Raw genomic sequence first — 23,490 nt, 5'->3', positions numbered from 1 at the left:
GACTTCTTCCACACCCTGGCTTCCAGGTGTGCCTCGCCCAAGGCCTGGGTCAGCTCGGCGACCTCGGCCTCCAGCTGTTCCTCTCGGGAGGATGGTCCGGACCTGCCGGCCACCAGGGCGGTCTTGCCGGCTTCCAGGAACTCGGCCTTCCACCGTCCGATGGACTGCTCACTGACTTTCTCCTTGCGTGCCACTTCGGCGATGGACATCTCGCCGGCCAGCACGCTCAGCACTATCCGGGTCTTCTTCTCCGCCGGAATCGAGGGTGGTCTACCCATGACTGACTCTCCTTCAGGACCTACATAACGGCCCTGCCACTAAGTCTGACGCGCGACATAGACGAGTCATATGGAGACCACATCGACAGCAACGGTTCCACAACAAATACAGGTCGTGAGAACACTGTTGACTTTGCTGGTGGCTTTGGACTGGTAGCAAACAACCAGAGACACTACTTCGATTACACAGTTCCTACCGTGAGAACTGGTGGGGACATTGTTTCAGCTACTCCCGTGCAGACAGTGATTGAGCGCTGGGAACACGGTGGTCTTGGTGTTGACCCTAATGGCGACGGTGGCGTCTTCTCCGCTCGCGCACACAGCGAGAACGGTAACGAGATTGACCTGTTCCGTGGGAATGACGAGATCAATGTTCGCTGGGACGGAACCTACACTCCTGGCAGCAATGAGACCATCACTGTGATCGATGACGTAGAGAACGTATTCTCCTACGCTGCAGACTGGGCAACACCTTCTTCCAACCCTGAAGTAGTCCACGTTTCCTGGAACTATGAGCTCGAGTTCGCAAGCACTGTCCCAAGCATGGTGAGACCAGGTGGTAACACTGGTGCTTCTAATGGTGAGTCTTACTTAGGTGGCACTGAGACTGTTACAGACACTACTTACTCCCGCTGCTTCTACAACGCGGCACCTGGTGTAGGACAAGGTGGAGCAACCTCGGATGTACCTCGTGAGTTCAACGGCGTCTTTGAGAACGCTGGAACCTCCCTACCAGTATTTGAGGGAGACATGTTTGCAGGTGACGTTGCTGAGGTTGGGTTCTTGAGGAACGCGAGAGGGAACTGATCGAGGACGGTGACGAGTGATGCAGAGATATACCAACAAGTCAGCAGTCGTGGATGCTGAAGATGCATTCGGCCCTGGCGAGGAAACGTTCTGCTGGATCGTGACTCTGATCCTCTCGATTGGTACTCCGACCTATTTCGCTTGGAGCTGGAGCAATGACCTGGGAGTGAACTTCTGGATCACGCTGCTAGTCGTCATGGTTCCTGTGATCCTCATTGCGGCCACGTTCCTTGTTCTTGTCGCGCGGATGGGTGCAGGAGGTAGGAGCTGATGCTTGATTTCAAAGAGTTCGCAGCTGCTGACAATCCACATTTTGGTCAGAAGGAGCACAAGCGTCCTGGCACTATCGCGGATCGCAGCAACAGACGCGAGAACGAGGATCTTGCTGAGTACGCACAGAGACGAGCTGCTCGCTTTGACGGAGAGGAGAACAAGGACAGCTAAGAGTCCACATATGTAGACGAATTGACCTGTAACCAACTGTTCTTCTGCTAACTCTTGTTAACATGCATCCGATTTTGAAGATTTAGCACGTTCTGTGTCGCTGCTTGTTAGAAACTCTTGTAGTGGTTCAGATAATGGACGTCCATTGGTTTCGGCAGATCACGTGACTGCCCGGATTAATCCCATTAAGTTCCACGCTAACGTTACAACAGGATCACATAGGTACAGAACTAATACAGGGGTACAAGAACAGATGACAGCAGATAACACAGGGAACAAGACAAACCACTCCCCTACTTCACGCGCAGCTCGTCAGAAGAGCATCTCAAGCCGTAGACCGCTATCTGTAGGGGCAACATTCCTACTACCAGCAATAGCACTGGGAACGCTCACATCAAGTGGCACACTCGCAAACCACAGCTTTGAGACAGAAGAAAGATGGGATGACAGCGAAGCTCCTGGTTTGACAATCAACACCGCCGTTCATGACGACGATGAGCCGGAAGACCCAACCGATCCCCCGGAAGATCCTGAAGACCCAGAAGAGGACGAACCCGAGGAACCGGAGGACGAGGAAGAGCCTCCTACGGATGACCCTGAAGAGCCTCTGCCACCGTGTGAGGTTTACTGGACTTCAGACAACACACCTGTTTACAGCTTTGACGAGACAACTACTGCTTACCTTGCTGATACTTACGGTTGGGAAGGGCAACACGGTTTTGTCAGTGACTCCGGTTCAGCTGGTATCGAGACCACAACAGAAGGTGTGAGCATATACAGCCCGATTGACACGATTACCAATGATCGCCTTGGGTTCAGTATTGACATTCCAGAGGACTGGGTTGAAGCAACAACTGTGCGAGTAACACCTAACGTAACTCGAGTTGCTGGATACGAGACTTACAGCATTGAAGACTGGAGCAACGTCGAGTTTGCTTACCCACAAGAAGCTGCAGAGCAACAACTTGAGAGGCTACCGAGCCGTGTAATCGACGTTCGCTATGACGAAGCAGGCAACGTTGCTGAAACCATTGTGCGTCAATATGCGAACAGGGAAGAAGGACTACGACCTGAAGGCAGAGACTATGAACCACTCCAAGAGATAACACGCTTTGATGGTGACTGGAGCAACAACTTTGCACGTTACACATACTTTGTAGACGGAGAAGAAGTAGACCAAAACGTTCGTTCTTACTCCCCTGACGACTTGGTTGAGATGTCAGACAGTACAGAAGGACTTGAAGACGGCTTCGTTCGCTACCGTGCTCCATACGGTGACTCTTACGGAGAAGGCAGTATTCTTGGTATCGGTGATTTCGGTGGGACTACAACATTTGAAGTTGAAGCAGGAGAACGTCTCGACGTTGAAGTAGAAGCAACACCACAGAATGCTGGCCTGCAAGAGTTCCTACAAGTCACCAGACACGGTTTGGACATCAGTGTTACCAACGACTGTGTTGAGTTCGAAGCAGCAGACAGCATGGACCAGCTCGTTGCAGACCTGATTGACAACATTGACGGTGTAGACACTCCAGACGAGCTACGCGCTTACCACGTCAACAGGCTTGAAGAACTACACGAATACACACTTGGCTATGACATGGCTCGCACCCTGTTCCGCTATGAAGCCCGAGAGCAGAGCGACCTATACGAGACAGTTGGTCACAGGCTTTACCTAACTCAGTTCCTCTTTGAAGGAGACACTGAGCATGAGCTGCTCAACTCCCCGAGCGTCAACGACCGCACTGGTGAATACCCATCTGATTGGGACAACGACGAGATTGCCTTGTTTGAAGTGGAGCGTCACGGCTTCAGCACCAGAGACGAACTAACAGACTACTTGCAGGCAGACGCTGCACAAGTGCTTTCAGACGCCCCACAAGGGCTTCTGAGGGACGAACTCATTGACTACTACTACAACTCCTACACGGACGGTATCTGGGTTCCTGCAGGGGCTGTTGGCAGTGTTAGTGGGGACTATCTTGAGGTTGCTGACTTGCGAGGATTCCTTGCTGACGAGATCGAATGGAGCGAGTTCATCTCCGAGGACGATGCAGCTGTAAACGCGACTATCGAGCACCTACTCGACTCCTACGGCGGTGCTTCCCACGCTGACAGCACTGACTCAATGATCGACTATCACTTCGAGCGCTACACAGCTTCCCTTGAATACCACTTAGGGTTTGAAGGCGATGCTTACACAGCTCTTATTGCTGAGATCAAGCAGCACGTTGACAACAACACTCACTTGACCGATGGCGAGACGCTCTCTGAAGAAGAGATCATGGCTTACCTTGACTGGGCATTCACTCGTGAGGGAGAGAGCCTGCCAACACTTGAAGAAAACGCAGCAAACTACGCTGGTGACGCTCTTGAGTTTGAAGGTGAGCACAGATACGACACTGACCGTGCTGGGGCTTTAGAAACGCACACAGAGGCTTTCGATAACTGGTTGCGCAGCCTACCGACGAACACTCTGCCGTCTGAGATTACAGAGGACGAAGCAAGAGACTGGATCGTCAACTACGCGATTGACTTTGAGGAAGCATTTGGCGAGAACCCATACGACTGGGCTGACGGTCAATGGATCCCAAGCATCACGAACCTTGTAGACGAGCTTTATGCGGAAATCGATCCGAACGAGCACCTACAGGTCTACTTAGAAGAGAACCCGGAACTCTGGAACACACAAATGTTCTTGAACATGGAAGCTGAGCGTCTCGACACTGATCGCGATGGTGTCAACCAATACTACGCTTACGCAGCTCACGAGTATGCACGCCAGAACAACTGGACTACAGCTGCTATCGAGGAAGCACCACGACAGGTCATCGCTGCAGAGACTGCCGAATACTACCCAGACTTCGATGTAAGCCAGATCAACGCTTTTGACGTTGTGAACGGTGAAGAGAACTGGTACTCCGACTACAACCCACGCACCTGGGACTTGGAGATGCTACAAGCCGAGCTAATGGCAACAGGTGGTTACTTAGACCTTGAAGAGCTGTTGGAAGGCGAGAACGACCGTCGAGCAGAGCTTGGTGACGATGGTAGGAGCCAGACAGGTGCCTACTACGAGGACGTTGCTCAGAGTGGTCGTGTTCTTGAGATTGGCAACTCGCAGATCAATGTTTCCAGCTGGAGAGCATACATCGAGTGGTTGGATGAAGGACGTGTGATTGAGGGACCAGAGGATCCTGAGAACTGGGATCTGGACGACCTTGCTGACCGCATCGAGTATGTGGCCGAGGTTGAAGACGGACGTGCTTACATTGTAACTGTGGTGGAGAGTGATCTTGAAGCAAACCGTGTATACAACGCGCAACAACGCTCCATCGTCTACTTGATGGATGAATACGACGCTCCGGAAGCTCTTGCTATTGAGTTCCTCGAGTCACTGGACGTTGATGGTTTCAGAACCCAGGATCTTGACCTATGGGCAACTATTGATCGCTTCAACTGGGTTGAGAACCGTCACGGTCAGTCACCTATTCACGGTTTGAGTGACGCACTGAACCTCCAAGACTGGGACGACTTTGAAAACTCAAGTCGTATTGACCGCGATCTTGCTGAGCAAGCAGAACGCTTCAATCTGTTGATCGAACGCGACTATGACGGTGACTTCGAGGCTTGGGCAGCCGATGCTCAGAGCACACTCGATGCTTACTTTGAAGTCGGACACGTTACTGACGCACAGTTTGCAGCTTGGTTAGCTCCGTTGATCGAGGCAGGACTTGAGGTTCCAGCAAACGAGGATGGTCAGCCACTCATTTCAGTTGAGTTACTGAACAACTTGATTGAGCTTGGTATTGACCTCGGAGTTGGCAGCAGTGGTAACAACATGGTTGCTAACTGACAGCACGCTAACAGCATGGTTTGAAGCCACGCTTGTTAGAAACAATAGGGAGCCTGGTTTTTCAGTTGAGAGACCGAGAGGCCAGGCCCCTTAACGGGACACACGCATACAACAGGATCACATTGGTACAGCGCTAACAGGAGTACAGAACGAATGACAGTAGAAGGATTAGAACACAAGAAGCTCAGCCGAGCTATTACAGCGGGGGCACTGGCTAGTGTTTTTATGCTAACAAGCGCAGCTGCAGCATCAGCGTCCACAAGTGGCAATGAACCCACTGAAGAAGGACTACAAGAGATGCTGGATGCTCTTGAAGAGGATGGCACACCTGAGCCGGAACAAGGTGCAAGCTCAATCACAGCAGAGGAAGTAGAAGCGCTTCGTGAGGCTGGGATCCCAGAATCAGACGCATCCTCCATCAGCTGGCAAGAAGTAGAAGCACTTAGAGAGCTTGAGCAGGATTTCTCAACTATTACTCCTGAACAGTTCGAGGAAGTAAGACAACAAGCTTCCAGCAGTGTTCCTGTTGAGAACTATCAAGAAGCAGAAACAGACCACATTCACATTGAGAGTGAACAAACAACTTACCCACTGGCTCCAGGTGAGACAGCATACTGGTTCGTTGACGTCAGTTCGCTAACAGGTGAGGAAGCAACTGCTTACACAGACCTTAATGTAAACGGTTCCTTTGAAGCACAGATCAACGTGTACGAGGAGAACGCTGGCGAGGTTATCTACTCGGAGTCCAACGCAAACATTTTTGACACTGTTGTGCTTGACGAGTTTGAGCTAACAGAAGGTGTCAACTATGTGATCTCTGTCACTGCTGCTGACGATGCCCCACAGAGGGAACAAATCAATCTTGAATTGATCGTGTCAGCGATGGGTGAGTCAACACCGATCACACCGGAACCTCCTACAACAGAGGAGCCACCAACAGATGATCCAACTGATCCTCCTACTGACATCTCCACTCCCCCAGAGCCAGAGGATCCTGAGACTCCAGAGCGACCAGATCGTCCGGTACCACCAGAACTTGAGCACCCTGAGCGTGAAGACCCAGTAGTTCCTGAGTCAGAGCGCGATGATCCAACAGTGACTCCAGAAGAAGACGACACTATCGAGATCCCAACAGGTTATGCACCTGAAGGGCCAGTGCTATGGGGCTTCATCTTTGCTGGTGTAGCTGGTTTGGCAGCTATCGGTGTCGGAGCTTACAGACTACTTAGAAACAAGAAAGCAGCTGCAGCAGCTTCCACAATCGCTGGGGGTGGCAACAAATGACATACACAAGAGAACTTGACGTACTTGACCAGGACTTTGATCGCAGCCTTGACCTCGCTGAAGGTGAGGCACACGAAGAACCTGTAAACAAAGAGTCCACAAATGTAGACACCAAACCTAACCGCAAGAAGATTGCTCTTGCTGGGTTGGTCGGAGCTGGCGCTGTTGCCGGTGTTGCAGCATCTATCTTCTTTGTTGGAGGAACAGGCGCTGACTGGTCCGATGAGGAGTCCACAGGCGGTTCCTTCTCTACTGGTGACTTTGAGATCGAGATCAGCACTGACGGCGGCGAGAGCTGGCAGGACGGCACAGACCTTGAGAACAATGCAGGGCTAACGCTTGCAGACCTTCCAGAGGACTTCGCTTTTGAGGCTGGCGACACAGCACAGACTGTCTTCTATGTGAGAGCAGCAGAGCCGACCACACATGATGGCGTGATCGATGCTGCCGAGGTTGAGCACTTGTTCTCCATTGACGACGAGATCGATGGCGAGTTCAGCTGGACCATCATTGAGCGCGATTCGGAGGACTTCCGTTTGAGTGGTGTTATCTCTGAGGACGAGGACGCTGCCGTTGAGGAACGTGAGGGAACTGTTGTTCTCCCTGCAGACCAGACACCAGTTGTGTTCGGTTTGGCAGTAGAGGCACATGACACTCTTCCAGAGTCAGAGGAAGCCTACGAGTTGTCCGCAGCGTGGAACTTGACTGCATTTGTAGACGAGAACAGCACTCACGAGGACAACAACATTGATTTCTCAGCTGACGCAGGTGAGGACGATGACGCTTGAGGATCGTTTGACAGCTGAGCAGGTTGAACTGTTGAGAAACTTCCTCAGAGACAACAAGGAAGACATACAAGAATTGTTTGCAGAGGATGCAGACGAGGAAAAATAAGATACGGAACTAAACAGGAGTATAGGAACAGATGAAAACAGAGAAAGGGGCGAACACAAGCTCACAGAACGCTTCTAAAGCGCAAACAAGTAAGAGACGTAAGAAACTAGCAGCTGCATCCGTTGCAGGCGTTGCTGGGCTATCACTTATCGGCGGCGGAACCCTTGCAGCATGGAATGATGCCGAGAGAGCACAGGTAGACATTGAGGCTGGTGCTTTTGGTCTTGAGATTGCGACCAGTGCTGACGAGGATGGCAACCTTGAGTGGCTATCAGGTACAACACCTGGTTCCACAGCAACCATTGACTTGAGCACATTCATTGAGGACAGCGTTGGTGGAAGTGCTTGGCGACCATGTGACATGGTGACAACAAATGTTTTCTTGAGAGCTTCAGAGGAGACAACCTATAACGGTGTTATTGAGGCTGAGGCTATCGCTGAGCAGGTCAACGGTCAATTTAACGAGGACATCGCTTACTACATCGGTAACGAGCATATTGCTATTAACAATGACGGCGCTGTTGGTGAGGTAGATGTTCCTGCTGACGGTGAGCCTATCGTTCTGGATGCTCAGTTCTTGCTTAACAACACTGACAACGAGTCACAGGATCGTTCTTACGAGGGTCTTTGGACTTTCAATGCTGAGCTTGCTGATAGGGACTATGAGGGAGCGCCGCTGCTGAATGAAGGCGGTGGTGTTTCTGTTGACTGGAGCGCCATCAACCTAGAGAGCACTATCCTGACAAACCAGGAGTACAGAGACAACGGTGGTGGGAACTTCCTTGTTTTCGAGGGGCAGGATGAAGATGGATCAATCTGGGCATACGATCCGATAGCAGGCGATGTGATTCTCGGAGATCCGCCGCACGCTGAGAGCGATCTACTTGAGCACTTGGACCATGATGACTTAGAAGAACGGGGTGTTCTTACTGTTTCCGAGGGAATCGACTACACCTCACACATTGACCAGGCAGCTTGCTTGGGTGGAGCGGATGGCCCTGGTGAGCCAGAACCTGGTGAGCCTGGAGCACCTACCGAGGAAGTTATTGTTGAGTACGAATCCGACTCTGTTATCTTCAATGTAGGCGATCAAACCGGAACTGCTTCTTCTTTGAGCATATACATCGGTGACAGTGCTTCTACAGTCAACATAGCTGGTCGTATTGAACCAGACGAAGACCTCGTGCTTCTTCCTGGTAGTGGATATACGATTGACGCTGACGGAGTCGGGCACTTTGAGGGAACTGACATGGAAGCAGGAGTTTCTACTATCAACTTTGCTTCCGCTGATGGTGTAGAGATTACGCCTGATACTCACGGAAGCGTTGGTTTCGACATTGTCTTCACATCTGGTCACGGCGTTTGGCAGTCAGGTTCCTTGAGCGACACATGGAGATCGCCACTCTTCCATTTTGAGTGATCTGATTCGAGTCACAGCTCGTTAGAAACATAGGGGAGCTTGGTTTTCAGTTGAGAGACCGGAGACCAGGCTCCCTTTCACATTGAGAGCAAAGTGTCTACAGCGGCCCTACCGGACGGCAGACTTCCGCAGACGAAGTCGCGGTGGACAAATAACAGGACCGACAGAGCCTTCAGAAGGGAGGCAGAGTAGCAAACAGGAGTACAGAAACAAGATGACAGCAGAGGACACAACGGATGTAGACAAGGCAGGCACAGACCACTCCCCCGTTAAGAGGTCGAGACCCAAGACACGGAATATGAGAATAACTCATTCCCAAGTAGTGCTGAGATAACAGTTCGCTCTGAAACCACTGGTGGAAACAATATGGTTTTGAACGACTGACCTGCTCGCAGTTGCTCGCCTGCGTTAACAAAGTGAGCTGCTGTTTCCCTCGATCCTGTTGGAGCAGAGAAGAGCCCCCGTTGCACGGCGTAGCGGGGGTTTTTCGTGATCTCACCCTCCCTGACAAGTGCCCACATACAAACTCCGACAGTCTCTTTGTCAACATATGTAGACATTAATTCACGGAAACGATGATATTTCGTCACAGAGCTTGTTAGATAAATAAATACGATGTTAAACAACGTCAACACTTGTCAGCATCACCTAACGGTGAACCACCTGCATTCCAGTAGGGATGCTCACAGAGAACACAGGAGAGCACAGCACATATGTTTACAAGAGAACACAAAGTTATAGGATTAGACCTAGACAACACATACACAGACTTCACAGGCGGTTTGCGAAACTTCATCGCCCACAGTGACAACCTCGACGTTCGCACAGCACTCACAACACTGCCAACACCAGACGGCTATGACTGCGCCAACTGGGACTTCACTGACAGCAGCTTCAAAACCTTCGTGGATGCATTCAAGGCAGCAGAGAAGCAAGGCATCTACTCAAAGCTCGCTCCACTCCCCCACGCTCAACAAGCTTGCTACTACTTAGTCAACGCTGGCTACAGGTTCGTTGCAATCACAGCTCGCAAGGAACAACACCGTAAGCACACAGAACAGTGGGTACAAGAACACGCACCGTTTGTTGATGGCGTGATTCACAGCGATGACAAAGCTTCCTGGTTCACTGGCAACGGTGGGTTCATTGATCTGTTCATCGATGACAGCCCTGCACAGATCGCAGACTTCAGAGAACAAGATGTTCCGCACATTATCTTCAACCAGCTGTATAACGAGGACTTTATTGTTAACGGTTCAACACTGGATCGCATCGTGAGCTGGAAACACGCGCCACTCGCAGTCAGGTCAGCATTTGATTTCGATGTTCGAGTTAAGGATCTCGCAGCTTAATTGTAACGACATGGTAACGATCAGCACTGATTGCGGTTTTTGGACTCACTGCTGGTTAGACACAAATACATAGCCACTCATACAGAACAAACACAGGGGTACAGAACAGATGCAGAAAGGAACAGACGACAAGAAGTACACGATCCTATTCATAGATACAGAGACAACAGGTATAGATGCCAACAAGCATGCTCTGCTTGAGGTGGCAGCGATCCTCACGGATACGCAGGGGACCGAGATCAGTAGATTCGAGAGAGTTGTCCACTACTCCCCTGCTGAGTTAGATCATATTTTCAGTCTCATGGATAACAAGTGCATTCAGATGCACAACAACAGTGGACTACTGCGGGAGCTGGTTAAGCAAGCAGATGTAGACAGCGGTCTTCAAAGTGTTGACACACAGTTTGCTAACTGGATCCAGGCGCAGACAGGTGGGAGCCGACCTTACCTGGGTGGGAACAACACTGCGTTCGATAGGAGCTTCCTTGAAAAGTATCTGCCTGCTGCTAACGAGTGCACACATTTCCGCACAGTGGACGTGACCTCAATCTGGTTGTTTGCAGAAGCAGCCAGTGTGCCATCACCGCACAACAAGGCGAACTACACGCACCGTGCTATGGACGACATTGAAGAGTGCGTCAACGCATACCGCACATACTTGCAGACCATGAAAGCAGGACAGGAAGCCGCTGAGGCAGTCCAAGCTCCTGCACCACAGAAGCAAACACGGTTCACGTTTCACCTGTCCTCAGAGGAAGCCCTTGAGAACTTGAAGACTGCACTTAACGGTGAAGCACCCAGAGAGCTAACTGGAGCCGGTGTGAGATGAGCACCGCTGTAAGGCCACAGGAGCCATTGTCAGCCGTTGACAGATACAGAGAGCTAGTAATCCTCCCACACGGGAAGGAACAGCGACACAACGCCGCCCTGGAGGATGCTCTACGAGGACGAGACTCAAGCCTCAATCTCCCAAGCACAGAGAAACTGTATTCACTTGAGCGCATCTATCTGCGCAAGCTAACTGACTTGTATTGGTTTAACGAGCTCACTCCGGCAACACCAGTAGACAGTCAACTCATCGTGAACACATGGAACCTTGAGTCATATGAGGACAGTATGGACATCTATCTGTCCACGGTCATTGAGCGCTTGGTCGTGCTGCTCACCGAGTACAGGACAGCCGTTGTGGACATCAATACAGGAACAGAGTTTAGGCCAGAAGACAGTGGACTCATTGAAGCACTGAGCACAGACCTCCCGCTGGACTGGAAGCTTGACTTGATAGCCAGCATGCGACCGGAGAAGCAAACAGCCGCACAACAGCAGACAAACAGGATACAAAACTAACAGGGGTACAAGAACAAGATGAAAACAGCATTAACAGTAACAAGGAAGATTATAGACAAGATAGCAAGTGCACTCTTATGGGTGCTCGCCATACTCGGGATCAGCGCCATCGGAGCAATCGGCGTAGCTGCCTACTACGACGCAGAAGTTGTCTTATTCAGCACAGGGTCTATGGAGCCAACCATTCAAACAGGTGCAGCTGCCATAGCGATCCCACAGGATAACGAGGATATTGAGGTCGGAGACATCATGCTCTTCGATCCAGGACGTAACGCCGACAGGATCACTCACCGTGTTATCGACGTGAACAACCCGGAGACTATCGAACAGGTAATTGAGAACCAATACGATTATTGGACCTGGGAGGGTGAAGCTGACTGGTACTACGACATCACACGTGGGCACTTGGGTGAAAGCACGCTGGTTCAAGAGTTCGAGATCGTGGAACACAGCGATATCGAGGATGGCACTGTAACGGTTGCTGAAATGCAGGGGGATGCGAACGATCTGCCAGATGCTCGCCCATACCTATTCACTGAGGATAACGGCTTAAAGATCCTCTGGAACGTTCCCTATGTGGCACCTGCGATTGCTTGGCTGCAACAGTACTCAATCTGGTTATTTGGTCTACTCGGTGCACTGCTCACATGGGCTCTCTGGCCAAAGGACGAGGACGAGATCGCTGAGAACGACAGCAAGCAAGATGACAGCACTGGCGAACCAGAGGACAAGGAAGCAGCTGCTGACTCTGAGAACAGTGACGATGCAGAGCAGGAACCTGCAACAGAGGATGCAGATGTCAGCAGAGTTCTCTTGACTGATGTCGATGCTGCTATCGAGGAGAACCGCGAGAGCTGAGCAGTCACTGAAAAACTTCAGAAGACTTTTCTCGCGAGCATGTGGGCAGGATTAACAGCTGAGAGCACTGGGGAGCGATCTTCAGTGCTTTTTCTGTGTCAATGCTTGTTAGATAAATAAACACGATGTTAGATAAAGCAACAACAGCCAACATTGTCAACAAAACAAACACACAAGAGGTACAAGAACGATGATTTTCAGAAGAAAAGCAACTTCCGCTGCCGGAGGCGCGGTCAAGCAACTAACGACTACAACAGCTATCGCACTATTAGCACTCACAGGATGCGCAGAAAACAGTGTAGATGCAGAAGCACACGACACAACACCAGTAAGCACGTTAGAGGTTCCAGCAAGCAATACACAGATAACAGAACCAGTCACTGTTGACACTGATGTACAACCAAGCATTGACCTACCAGTATTCAGCACAGAGAAGTTCGCACCTGAAGTAATTGAGGAAGGACTTGAAAACGACGCCAGCATTGAGGAACTACGTGAGCTGCAAGAAGCACATGAGATAGCAGAGATTGAGCGTCGCGTTCAAGAACTCAACGAACAACGCGAACAAGAGCGACTCGAGGAAGAGCGTAAGGCACAAGAGGAAGCAGAACGTAAGGCTGCCGAGGAAGAGGCACAAAGACAAGCCGAAGCTGCAGCAGAGGAAGAAGCTCAAGCTAACAGTGGTAGCAATAACGGTTCCGGTTCAAGCTCCGGAGGATCCTCCAGCAACGGTGGCAACAGCAACTCAGGAGGCTCCAGCTCCAACAGTGGATCCAGTGGAACAGCCGAGGATGCTGCTCCTATCAGTCTTGAAGGCAAGAGCAACCAACAGATAGCAGACGAAGTAGCAGCCAGACATGGTTGTGGTGACTTCCAAATTGTTTTCAGAAACCAAGACCAGAGCGGAAACATTGTCTGGTATGAGGGTGGAGCACCAAAGATCGAACCATACATCTACTTGAGAAATGATATGGATGCTTACCAGACAGCATATGTAACTGCTCACGAGTGTGCGCACATTCGTCAATGGCAAGCATATGACGGGCACGTTGAGGAACTCTACGACGATGCCAACGCTGTTTACGGTGCTTTGAGAGCGGACTATCCAAGAAACGTCCCAGGTAAGTGGCACGGTCTGGAACAGAACGCAGACTGCATCGCCCAAAGCTGGGGGTACAGAACAGGCGGGTATGCCTATTACACAACCAACTGTGATGGAGCACGTGGAACAGCTGCAGACCAGATCAGCAATGGCAACAGGATCGGTTGAGAGCAGCTGACGACAGGAGATCGCTGAGTCGCGCGATATTTAGGCAGGACTGGAGGTGAGACGGAAGTGACGACATACAGATCGGATACAGAGCAGACAAGAGAGCAGCAGCCCTACGGGACTGCAGACCTGCATACGCAAGCGGATGCCGACGACGATCAGATCAATGACAACAGCAAGAACGCAAGTGACTCCCCGTTCCTCCGCATCCTCTGGTGGTTCAACCTCATCGCGGTCCCCCTGTCAGCAATCATCTTCATAGTTTCCTTGACTGCTTATGTGAGCGCTCAGAACGAACGAGAAGCCCTCGAACAAGAACGCGAGGAAGCACAACTTGCTCGTGAACAAGAGTTAGCCGCACAAGCAGACCTGATAGCTGAGTTAACAGAAGAAGAGCACCCGCTACGGGAGGATGCAGAACGGTTCCGGGACCGAGTGCCTGGATGCGAGGACACACGCATTGTCTTCACTGATCCTCAAGAGAACAACCTCTCCCCCGACATTGCAGCAGAAGGACGCTACGACGGCGTGCATCACAGGACACACAATGCTATTGAACTGAATGCTGAGCTGGACGTGAACCAGTACCACTTGAACCAGATCATCGTTCACGAGTGCGCTCATGTTCTGCAAGCAGCTGTATACAACCAACCTGGAGACTGGACTGAGCTGCGTGAGGTTACCTATGAGATCTATGGGGACGTTGAGCGAGATCGACCACTGCATCCGACAACGGTAGAAAACAACTCACAGGGACTCGAACAGCACGCGGACTGTATTGCTTATGTGTGGCATAGCCAGACCTATAGCAACTCGTGGGAGTCACTGAACTATGTCCCGGATCCTGATACCACTTGTTCCGGTGATGGTTGGACTGCTGCTGAGCAAGTTCTCAATGGCGAACGGATTAACCTTGAGTGGGATCAGCAGAAGTGACCCGGTTAGCAAAAAATCTCGTTAGAAACATCTTCGTAAGGGAGTTGTCAAACTAAACGCAGAGTACACAACAAAACAGGAGTACAGGAACAGATGAGTAAATACCACATTAGTAAGAGCGGCGAACCAGCACCATGTAAAGCAAGCAAGGGTAACTGTCCGTTGGGCGGTGAGAGCGATCACTTTGAGAGCAAGCAGGATGCTACTGCTGCAGCGGAACGCAGGTTTGCTGAGGAAGCAGGAGGAAGCTTTGGGAACGGCGATGACACGGCTGAAACCCCAGCGCTGCAGGATCTTTCTACCGATGAACTCTACGAGAAGCTTCACCAAAGCGAGCACAAGAGCTTCAAACAGAAGACCAACGTCAATAGTGCACTCGCCAGCCTCCGACGCAGAAGTGGATCAGAGGACTTACTCGAATACAAGGCACTCCTACAAGTAGAAGACGATTTCCAAAGCAAAGCATCCATTGAGGACACAGGAAGTGTTGGAGAAGAGCTATACAGACGTGCTGCGCAAGAGACCAGAGACAGGATCTCTGCCATAGACGCGGAGGAAGAGCAGCTGCGTCAGAGCATCGGCGAACGAGTTCTTATGCCGGAGCACACAAAGATGACGGATGACATCTACTACGACAACGCTTACACATTGATTGCCTTCACGTCAGATCGCCTACGTAACTCCGGAGCAAGCGAGACAGCCATCGGACGCTACCAGCAAGAGGCAACTGCAGGCGATCACTCACATCTTCAGCAAGTTTCAATGAACTACGGGTGGAAGATGAGGGTTGGAGGTCAAACAGCTTGGCGTTCGTTTCAAACAGAGGATCTTATGGACACTACTGTTTACTCGGTCGATGGCAACAACAGAACGGCATATAAAGGAACTTCTATTGAGACAGCATGGGAGACAGGGACTGCTCCTGCTGGACTTACAGAACGCCTGTACAACGAAGGTGTCGAACACTATTACGAGGATGGAGAGAAGAAGTTCAGGGCATTACCGGGTGGGAGCATTGCAAGAACGAGCACTGAAGCAGAAGACTTCAACAAGCTCCCTTACGAGTGGCAACGCGACATGATTTTCGGTAGCGAAGAGGAAACAACCGGCTAAACATCAATCGCACGAGAGAGCACTGAGGACGAGAGCTTCAGTGCTTTTTCTTTGTCCGGATGCTGTCAACAGTCCTTAACTGACTGCGAACACTCTGATCGCTGTGTCTACCCGTGTTCTCGGTGTTATCGCTGATCCTGCCTAACCACTGTCAACACTCGTCTATGTCAACAAAGTGACGACGCACACAATTAGTTCCCGAAAAACCGCACATTTCTGACTTCAGCTGGTTAGACAATCCTATGAGCGCATATAACACCTGTTAACGCAGGCCACACAACCACAAGCACAACCATATAAAAGTCGCTCAGGGTACAACATGAATAAGGCAACAAACAGCAAAAAGGATTACACAACAGAAGAAGCAGAGCAGTTAGTAGCAGACCTAGAGGCACTGTTAGCAGACGATGAGGACACAACAGGCAGCGACTTCTGGGATGACAGCACAACGGATAGCAATGTCAGCGCATACACATGGAAGCCGAAAGCTGACCTACTCCCCCGCAAGCACAAGAACCTATATGGGGTTACAGAAACCTCCTACAAGATCATTGCAGACGAGCTCGCAGCTGGTCGACGTCACTTTGGAGTCCCAGCAGCCAACCTTGCAGACAGCGACTTTGAGGACACAAAGGTCAAGGCCGGAGAAGCAGAAGCACTCACAAGCCAACACATTCTCAACTGGATCTACGACAGAGAGATTAACAACGCTGTATTAGTAGACAGCGTCAACATCCCTGGTCTACACGACAATAAAGACACCGACCATATTCTTATCCTGGGGAACACTGTCCTGGTTGTAGACACGAAATCATTCAAAGAGGGGTATCACTACAAGCTCCAGGATCGTGGAGGCAGCGGAGGCGGTGGAGCCAGACTCCTCAAGCACCCAATCGTTGAAGGCAAACCACTGGCACCATCAAGAGGTTTCCAGTTCCACTGCACACTGAGCACAGACGCACTGTTGGGACTATGGAGACGCTATCTGATTCCAGACGCCAACGTGTTCGGGATGATCTACATTAACTCATTCGACACGAGAGTAGAACGCAACCGTGAGTGGTTCGATGTTCCGTTCCCAGTAGTTGACAGGGAGAAGCTCTACACCTATCTGGACCGCCTATATATACACACAAGTGCCGCTGTGGACGCCGCAACCGGAGAGCCTGCAGGAAAGATGCTTAACGGTGAAATCATCGCTCAGATAGCCGTTGCTGCTACTAAGGGCGAGGGGGCTGACGTTCTAGACGCAATCACCAGAGCACAAGTAGAAGCAGATACCAGGACAAGCAAGCTCACAGACATTCAAGAAACAGCAGCTGCTCAACAAGCAGATTATTGGAACTCTACGCACTATCACATCTCAAGTTCATGGACGATTGCAGAGTGTGAGGACGAGGACTGTGGAGCACGTTCCTTCAAGTTGGACGAGGCTATGCGACACCTGCACTATCAGGGCGAGAAAACATACGGCATCGGTGACGACTACTGGTTGTCCCGCAACCAATACACGGTCGCAGCAGATGGTTCACAGGCTCTCGGCAAGGACGCTAAGAGAGGTTCCTACCGCTTCAACAAGCTCGGGGATCTCAAGCTACACCTGCTGACAGGTCGCATGGGTGACGAGGCGTACAGCCGCATGCTCAACAACATGGTTCAGCGCAACCCGAACGTTGGTCCCGTTGAGTTCGACAAGGGTGAGGAGTTCCTGGAGAAGAGAAACTCTAAGCTGCGCAAGGAGTATCAAGCTGGCGACCCACTATCCCCTCGTAAGAGCAGTGAGTATGCCAACGGTCCTCTCAACACTGTTAGCAAACTGTTCACGAGCTGGGATGAGGCGATGGACAAGGCAGTGAAGTCATCCGCTAAGAAGCTGGAGAAAGAAGGGCAAAAGTGGAAGGACTACGAAGCCAACAGAGATAACCGTGATGCTACCGAAGCTCGCAAGAAGAGGATCAAGAGCAACAAGCACTGATCGCTCTGATATTCATGTCACGTTCAATGGTTGTATTCACAACTAACCTGCATTCCAGCTGGGATGCTTGAGAACCGTCAGAGCAATGACTCCTGTAACGTTTGATACTCTGGCGGTTTTCTTATGTCCAGCTCACAAGCGAACGAAAGTTTTCAAAGTGACGACACACAGACTGGAACATTTCTGATATTGAGTTGTTAACATAGGTATACAACAAAATCACACGAGGTCATCTTCAGAGAGTGGTTGCTCTGAGGTTAGACCAAGCACAACAGAACAACACTGACTTGCTGTTTGTCGGACTATCTTCTGTATGTAGCGTTTGTACCCTGCTACTTGTTGTTCTGCTGTTATAGGGGAGGCTCCAACGTCCCGACTCACCGAGATCGCGGAGCTTCCTCTTCTTCTCTGGCCTCAGAAGAGCTGGACAGTTGCTTTCTCATCCTCGCCTGCAGAACCAAAATAGGCATCTGCAAACCAGCGACCGAGCTTGCTGTTCATCCACTCAAAAGCTTTCTCGCGCGAGTATCCGGCCTCCGAGAGAGCACTGAAGACCTTCATGTCAGCTTCGAGAGCAATGTCAAAACGATCCTCACGTGAAAGCTGTGCAAGCAGCTCTGGGTCAGTCTCGTTCAGGAAACGATACCGCTCTCCCAAATAGCCGAACCCCGCATACTCTGAGCGTTCCTGGTAATCCAGCTCCACCAGTTCTGCGAAGCTGCCCATCTCGTTCACAGCATCTGCCAACGACTGCTGTCCAGTGTTATCGATGATGGTTGCTGACATCTTGTTCCTCCTGCTCGCTCTCTGTTCTGGTCCGGTTCCTCGTCAGCAGCTCAGCTGATATCGACCCACTTCATGCAAGTGGCCAGAACGTTGTCGTAGTCGCCGCTGGTGGCCTCGTTGCGGAACTCGTTGATCTCGTCCTCATCCACGCCTGCTCGCCGGAGTGCAGTGGAGACAAGAGCGATGATGTGAAAGGCGTTCCCGTCCTCACCGATCAGCGTGACCTCGACGTCGGGATACTTGGGCGCGAACTCAGCAACAGTAGCCATCTCCCCATTGTCCCGTGCTTCCGCCTTGCAGTGAAGTGCCTCGCCGCCGTTCGGCTCATTTGCGCTCTCCGAGTAGTGATACTTCGTCATCTTCTTGTTCTCCTTTGTTGTCATGTTCTCTTCCTGCTTACGACATGACATTATCTCGAAGATACAGAGAGTTCCAGTCGATTGACTAACGTCAAAGCATCTTGCACTGCCTTCGTCGTGCTCTCAAGAATGTTTTTTGAGAACAATTCTGGGGAGCAGTTAGAGCAATGTGACGACGATCAGTTCGTTCTCAAAGTCACTGCTCGTTAGAAACTCATACAGGAGTCAAAGCATAGCCAAGACTTCAAACAGGATCGCAGGTTTGACGAAGGTCAAAGCAATCTGCATTCCGGTAGGGATGCTACAGAACAGCAGGAGAAGACAGTGAGGACAGCACTTGAAGTAATAGAGACAGACGCTTTAAAGAAGCAACGAGAGTTAGCTCGGAAACTTGTTGAGCACAACATAGCTATTATGGAACAACTTGAGGAACGAGAAGGACTAGATGCAAGCAGTGTTGAGTTCCACCCTGAAGGTAAGACCCTCTGGTCAGAGATCCTCTCAACTGTTGATTTCATAGAAGTCCTCAACCGTGAACTTGTAGAACGTGACAGTGAGTACGTCAACCGCAGCACAGCAGAGTTAGAAGTCCAACTGGACCTCGACAAGAAGGAAGCTCGTGCAGTGTCTACAGGAGGGTATGGACTGGGAAGCGATCTCGGTTGCCTTGTAGGAGCCGGAGACCACAACTCCGCTCGTGCACACTTTCAAACTCAAGATGATTTCAGCATCAAGGAAGCTCAGATCAAGCTGGTTGAGAAGGAACTGGAACGCCGCCAACAAGCAGCCTTAGCAAGCACTGGTGGTGACAAGTGATGCCGCATGTCTTTGAAAAGCACACGCTGGACAAGCTCACTGTTGACCAGCTGAAGCAGACCCATCAGACCTTAGTCGATGAGATGCACATCCTCCTGTTCGATCAGAAGCAAGCATTCCTGGCCGGTGACACTCGTGCCATCAATAGCACTCAGAAGCAGCTGCTGTTCCTCCGTGTGGGACTCGCTGAAGTTGGTTTCGAACTAGAGAAGAGGACTCGCTGAGCAGACGGACGGTGACGACAACAATGGACCGAACAGTAAATCCCCTCAGCATCGAAGAGATAAGAGCAGCAGAAGACGTTGATCTCATAGACCGCAAGATCCTGCTTGGATACCTCAAGGACAAGCTCTCCAACGACATCAAGATTGCTCGCTACTTCGGCAGGCACCCTGAATACGCAGACATCACACGTGAGCTGAACGCCATATTAGAAGAGCAATACGACGTGGACAAGGAGCTCTACCGTCGACACATGCTCAAGAAGGCCGAGGAAGAACGAACCCTCACTGGCGAGTTGGCAGACGATCAAGAGTTCGATGCTGCAGTCAGAGAACTTACACAGCTCCGTTCAGAACGCAACGACCAACGCATCGCTCAGTTAGCAGAAGAGTCCCTTGAAGAGTATCGACGCGAACAGAGAGCAGAAGCCTTCAGGAAAAAGAACGAGCAAGCAGCAGAACAGTGGCGAGAGAGCCAACGCAAGCTCGATGACTATATCCGTCGTGGAGTAGAGCACGTTGCACAGTCACTCGAGGAAGCAGGAGTCACCGAACGACTACAGAGAGCACAACAACGAACAGCACGCACAGGTGAGCATATGAGGACCAAGATTGAGAAGACAGTACAAGCAGCTCAGGACAAGCTGGCAGAAGAGAACAGGCAAAGAACTGCCCAACAAGCATCTGCGTTACCGACAGTCCCAACAGAACTGTCCCCTGCTGAAAACTCAGACCTTCGTACGGGTTCGTTGCCAACGGTGATCGTGGAACCTACTGATCCCCCAGTAGAAAAAACACCTGTTGCTCCTGCTCCCGCTAAGAACAGCACTGCTACCAAAGCTCCGGTAAGACGACAACGAGTCGCCACCAAACAAGCACACGCTGAGAAGCATGCTGCCACTACTCAACAGAAACGTTCTGGACTCCCCCACGACTACTCAAAGCAGCTCGCACGCAAGAAGCAAGCACCTGCTCTCAAGAAGGACAACGGTAAAGAGAACTTTGACTCCTTCATGGATGGTGTCGAGGAGACCTACCGCTCAGAGGCCGCTGCAGTAACGAACTCAAAGGACCAAGAACAAGAAACTGGTGTCTACAGGGATGGCACTCGAGTCATCCGTGACGAGAAAGAAGCCAAGACCCGCGAGCACATCAAGAAGCAGATGAGCAAGGCACTGTCAGACATCAAGGCAGCCTATGTAGACGAGCTCAAGCACCAGATAGCTGAAGGTATCCAAACACAGAACACGACCATAGGTGGAAAGCCACTGCTCTATGAATACTTTGCCTACATCTTCTTTGACAAGGCGCTCCCTCACATCTTGAGTGAACTGTCAGAGCAGACCGGGGAACGACTAGCAGAGATACAACGCGAGACCACGACAACCAAGGAACTACTGAACAAGGTTGAGGTCTACAAGAGAGCAAGGATCACTCTGATCCCGGAGTGGGTGGAGAAGGATCTCAACCGCAACCTCCTGGATGCCATTGCTGACCTTGACGAGGTATCTCCTACTGAGGCACGTGAACTGATCGATGAGTTCAAAGAATCAGCAAGCAAGTGACCAGCAGTTGCCTAACGGCATGACCTGCATTCCAGTCGGGATGCTTAAGAAAGCATGGAGATAGCAGTTCAGTAGGGCACGATCCGCGTTTCCTCCGATAACACCGCCCACATAACCGATCCTGCTCCCCTTGTTCGCTTGTTAGCCGTGAGAACAGGCCAACTCTGAGCGAAAATTTCTTCAAATTTTTTATTTCGCCATCTCACCGGCACTTTCTGCCAGTGTTCTCACCCTGTTACCACTTGTCTGCGTTCAAAGTGTTCTCAGTGTTGTTAGATAAATAAATACGATGTTAGATAAAGCAACCACGCTAACAGAGTAGAACAAACAAACACAACACAGGAGAACAGATAACGATGAAAACAGCAACAGTAACAGCACTAAGCAGCCTAAGCATCCTCGGAGCTATCGCATTCAGCGTATTCACTGGAACAGATGTAGATGCAGTAGAAGAAGCAACCAACGAGGACGCAGTGGTCACAGCATTAAGTGATGGCAACGAAGACCGCGAACATGTCAACTTCGATTTTAGGAACTGAACCGGATCGCGCGAATCTGAGTTAGAAAGCAAACAGGGTACAAACAAGCACAGAGGTACACAAACGATGGAAGCACTACTGAAAGGAACAAGGAACGAAGAACTCTACAGATTCTTGTTGGAGCAAGCTATCAACGCCTGCCAACGAGAGGAGAGCAAGTGAGCAACGATGGCATCACTCGAAAAAGCAGGATTAGGGATCGTAGGAATATTGGCAGCAGTCTTTGTTCCAGTATTCACAGACTACGACGTAGCAGAAGCACTCAGCCTTGAGGACAGTGTAGTAGCACCAGTGTTTACAGACATTGGAGACAACATGGACAACTTCAGCGAACGAGCACAAGGACTCGAGACCCAACAAGCAAACTTTGACCGCAGTTTAGAACAGCTCGGTACTAACTGAACCGATCAGCACAAAAACTCGTTAGATAGATAGCAAGGACTGAACCGGAACAGTTTGGCAACATAGAACAACAACAGAACAGGATATAAAACGAACACAGGAGAACAGATAACGATGAAAACAGCAAGCATACTAGGAATCACAGCACTACTATTTGGAGCACTGTTAGCAGCAGTATTTATTGTCGACAGTGTTACTCCAGACACGAACGGTTGGGGTGTCTCCTGCCGAGAAGACCACGACACTCAAATCATGGTTGAACAAGGCATGGCTGAATCCAACTGTGAACAGGAAGCACCAGACCACAATCGAGCACTTGTCATAGACAACGAGTGATCGCACAACAGGATCAACATATAGGTACAGAACTAACAGGGGTATAGGAACAGATGACTAAGTATCACATCAGCAAGAAGACAGGGTCACCAGCGGTATGTAAGGCAGAGCCTGGTAACTGCCCACTCGGAGCAGCGTCAGAGCACTTTGAGAGCAAGGTTGAAGCACAGCAAGCAGCCGAGAAGAAGAACGCTGCCAAGTTTGGACTCTTCGCCAACATGAAGAGTGGAGTTACAGGACACGCTAACGCGAACAACCTGCAGTCCAGTGGGGCTGCTACAGCAAAGCCACAGAAAACAACTTCACAGGCCACACACGCGCCAGAGAAGGCTTCGGAAGCAAACAGTGGGCCGTCAGCAGTGCAGTCAGAGTTCTCCCGCGACAGGGACGTACAACGCTTTGAGCAGACTTACTTTGAGATCAACCGTGTCTACCACAAGCAAAAAGAAGTAGAGCGTATGTACCAGGGTCAAGTGGCTACAGAAGAACTCGATGCAGCACGTGTACTGCTTGCACGCGAAGAGGTTCGGTTGTCTAAGGAACTGACCAAAATAGTTTCAAGGTTCAATAACCCGCAGTTCTCCGCTGCTTACGCGCACTGATGTTGTTGCCAGCACTGAGAACAGGAGATG

At 50.8% G+C, this 23,490-nt stretch carries 25 protein-coding genes; 22 read left to right on the top strand and 3 right to left on the bottom strand.

Annotated features, from left to right (window positions below):
- On the bottom strand, positions 1-278 hold a 278-nt coding region (locus H578_RS0111155; RefSeq protein WP_022873761.1), incomplete at its 3' end, for a transposase.
- A gap of 198 nt (positions 279-476) precedes the next feature.
- Here H578_RS0111155 and H578_RS16300 point away from each other — a divergent pair.
- From H578_RS16300 to H578_RS0111075, 15 genes are all read left to right on the top strand, one after another.
- Positions 477-1,085 (top strand): hypothetical protein, encoded by a 609-nt coding sequence (locus H578_RS16300; RefSeq protein ID WP_156837324.1) that lies wholly within the window; start codon positions 477-479, stop codon positions 1,083-1,085.
- A 19-nt stretch (positions 1,086-1,104) separates the two neighbouring features.
- Positions 1,105-1,356 carry a hypothetical protein gene (locus tag H578_RS0111150; RefSeq protein WP_022873760.1) on the top strand — a complete coding sequence of 84 codons (252 nt, stop codon included), beginning with the start codon at positions 1,105-1,107 and terminating at the stop codon, positions 1,354-1,356.
- On the top strand, positions 1,356-1,529 hold the full coding sequence (locus H578_RS16295; protein ID WP_022873759.1) for a hypothetical protein: 174 nt from the start codon (positions 1,356-1,358) through the stop codon (positions 1,527-1,529). The genes H578_RS0111150 and H578_RS16295 overlap by 1 nt, the downstream gene beginning before the upstream one ends.
- 253 nt (positions 1,530-1,782) lie before the next feature.
- Positions 1,783-5,385, top strand: a complete 3,603-nt coding sequence (locus H578_RS0111135) for a hypothetical protein (protein WP_156837323.1) — start codon at positions 1,783-1,785, stop codon at positions 5,383-5,385.
- Between the two features lie 153 nt (positions 5,386-5,538).
- Positions 5,539-6,669, top strand: coding sequence for a hypothetical protein (locus tag H578_RS16290; RefSeq protein ID WP_156837322.1), 1,131 nt, complete (start codon positions 5,539-5,541; stop codon positions 6,667-6,669).
- Complete coding sequence (locus H578_RS0111125) at positions 6,666-7,457, top strand: hypothetical protein (RefSeq protein ID WP_022873755.1); 792 nt, start codon at positions 6,666-6,668, stop codon at positions 7,455-7,457. The genes H578_RS16290 and H578_RS0111125 overlap by 4 nt, the downstream gene beginning before the upstream one ends.
- A 137-nt stretch (positions 7,458-7,594) precedes the next feature.
- A complete protein-coding gene (locus H578_RS0111115) occupies positions 7,595-8,983 on the top strand; it encodes a TasA family protein (RefSeq protein WP_084710209.1) in 1,389 nt (462 codons plus the stop codon).
- Positions 8,984-9,696: 713 nt separating this feature from the next.
- Positions 9,697-10,335, top strand: a complete 639-nt coding sequence (locus H578_RS0111110; RefSeq protein ID WP_022873752.1) for a 5' nucleotidase, NT5C type — start codon at positions 9,697-9,699, stop codon at positions 10,333-10,335.
- Between the two features lie 109 nt (positions 10,336-10,444).
- On the top strand, positions 10,445-11,164 hold the full coding sequence (locus H578_RS0111105) for an exonuclease domain-containing protein (RefSeq protein ID WP_022873751.1): 720 nt from the start codon (positions 10,445-10,447) through the stop codon (positions 11,162-11,164).
- Positions 11,161-11,682, top strand: coding sequence for a hypothetical protein (locus tag H578_RS0111100; protein WP_022873750.1), 522 nt, complete (start codon positions 11,161-11,163; stop codon positions 11,680-11,682). The genes H578_RS0111105 and H578_RS0111100 overlap by 4 nt, the downstream gene beginning before the upstream one ends.
- 18 nt (positions 11,683-11,700) lie before the next feature.
- The gene (locus tag H578_RS15765; RefSeq protein ID WP_156837321.1) at positions 11,701-12,540 is read left to right on the top strand and encodes a S24/S26 family peptidase; all 840 of its coding nucleotides are present in this window, start codon (positions 11,701-11,703) and stop codon (positions 12,538-12,540) included.
- Positions 12,541-12,730: 190 nt separating this feature from the next.
- Positions 12,731-13,810, top strand: a complete 1,080-nt coding sequence (locus tag H578_RS16285) for a hypothetical protein (RefSeq protein WP_022873748.1) — start codon at positions 12,731-12,733, stop codon at positions 13,808-13,810.
- A gap of 66 nt (positions 13,811-13,876) precedes the next feature.
- Positions 13,877-14,746 carry a hypothetical protein gene (locus tag H578_RS0111085; protein ID WP_022873747.1) on the top strand — a complete coding sequence of 290 codons (870 nt, stop codon included), beginning with the start codon at positions 13,877-13,879 and terminating at the stop codon, positions 14,744-14,746.
- 93 nt (positions 14,747-14,839) lie between these two features.
- The gene (locus H578_RS0111080) at positions 14,840-15,859 is read left to right on the top strand and encodes a hypothetical protein (RefSeq protein WP_022873746.1); all 1,020 of its coding nucleotides are present in this window, start codon (positions 14,840-14,842) and stop codon (positions 15,857-15,859) included.
- Between the two features lie 319 nt (positions 15,860-16,178).
- Positions 16,179-17,834, top strand: a complete 1,656-nt coding sequence (locus H578_RS0111075; protein ID WP_022873745.1) for a nuclease-related domain-containing protein — start codon at positions 16,179-16,181, stop codon at positions 17,832-17,834.
- Between the two features lie 414 nt (positions 17,835-18,248).
- Here H578_RS0111075 and H578_RS0111070 read toward each other — a convergent pair whose 3' ends face one another.
- On the bottom strand, positions 18,249-18,620 hold the full coding sequence (locus H578_RS0111070; protein WP_022873744.1) for a hypothetical protein: 372 nt from the start codon (positions 18,618-18,620) through the stop codon (positions 18,249-18,251).
- Positions 18,621-18,670: 50 nt separating this feature from the next.
- Positions 18,671-19,003, bottom strand: coding sequence for a hypothetical protein (locus H578_RS0111065; protein WP_211215205.1), 333 nt, complete (start codon positions 19,001-19,003; stop codon positions 18,671-18,673).
- A gap of 300 nt (positions 19,004-19,303) precedes the next feature.
- Here H578_RS0111065 and H578_RS0111060 point away from each other — a divergent pair, with 300 nt between their 5' ends.
- The 7 genes from H578_RS0111060 (at position 19,304) to H578_RS16265 (ending at position 23,460) form a co-directional block, all read left to right on the top strand.
- A complete protein-coding gene (locus H578_RS0111060; RefSeq protein WP_156837320.1) occupies positions 19,304-19,795 on the top strand; it encodes a hypothetical protein in 492 nt (163 codons plus the stop codon).
- Positions 19,795-20,019, top strand: a complete 225-nt coding sequence (locus H578_RS0111055) for a hypothetical protein (protein WP_022873741.1) — start codon at positions 19,795-19,797, stop codon at positions 20,017-20,019. Before H578_RS0111060 ends, H578_RS0111055 begins: the two co-directional genes overlap by 1 nt.
- Positions 20,020-20,030: 11 nt before the next feature.
- Positions 20,031-21,581, top strand: coding sequence for a hypothetical protein (locus tag H578_RS14955; RefSeq protein ID WP_156837319.1), 1,551 nt, complete (start codon positions 20,031-20,033; stop codon positions 21,579-21,581).
- Positions 21,582-21,937: 356 nt separating this feature from the next.
- Positions 21,938-22,120, top strand: a complete 183-nt coding sequence (locus H578_RS16280) for a hypothetical protein (RefSeq protein WP_156837318.1) — start codon at positions 21,938-21,940, stop codon at positions 22,118-22,120.
- A 168-nt stretch (positions 22,121-22,288) separates the two neighbouring features.
- Positions 22,289-22,522, top strand: coding sequence for a hypothetical protein (locus H578_RS16275; RefSeq protein WP_156837317.1), 234 nt, complete (start codon positions 22,289-22,291; stop codon positions 22,520-22,522).
- 114 nt (positions 22,523-22,636) lie between these two features.
- Positions 22,637-22,858 (top strand): hypothetical protein, encoded by a 222-nt coding sequence (locus H578_RS16270; protein WP_156837316.1) that lies wholly within the window; start codon positions 22,637-22,639, stop codon positions 22,856-22,858.
- A 53-nt stretch (positions 22,859-22,911) separates the two neighbouring features.
- Complete coding sequence (locus H578_RS16265) at positions 22,912-23,460, top strand: hypothetical protein (RefSeq protein WP_156837315.1); 549 nt, start codon at positions 22,912-22,914, stop codon at positions 23,458-23,460.
- Positions 23,461-23,490: the final 30 nt, after the last annotated feature.

This window comes from Nesterenkonia alba DSM 19423 (assembly GCF_000421745.1).
Classification (GTDB): Bacteria; Actinomycetota; Actinomycetes; order Actinomycetales; family Micrococcaceae; genus Nesterenkonia; species Nesterenkonia alba.
Note: the sequence above shows the minus strand (reverse complement) of the source record. Positions and strands in the feature narration are given on the sequence as shown.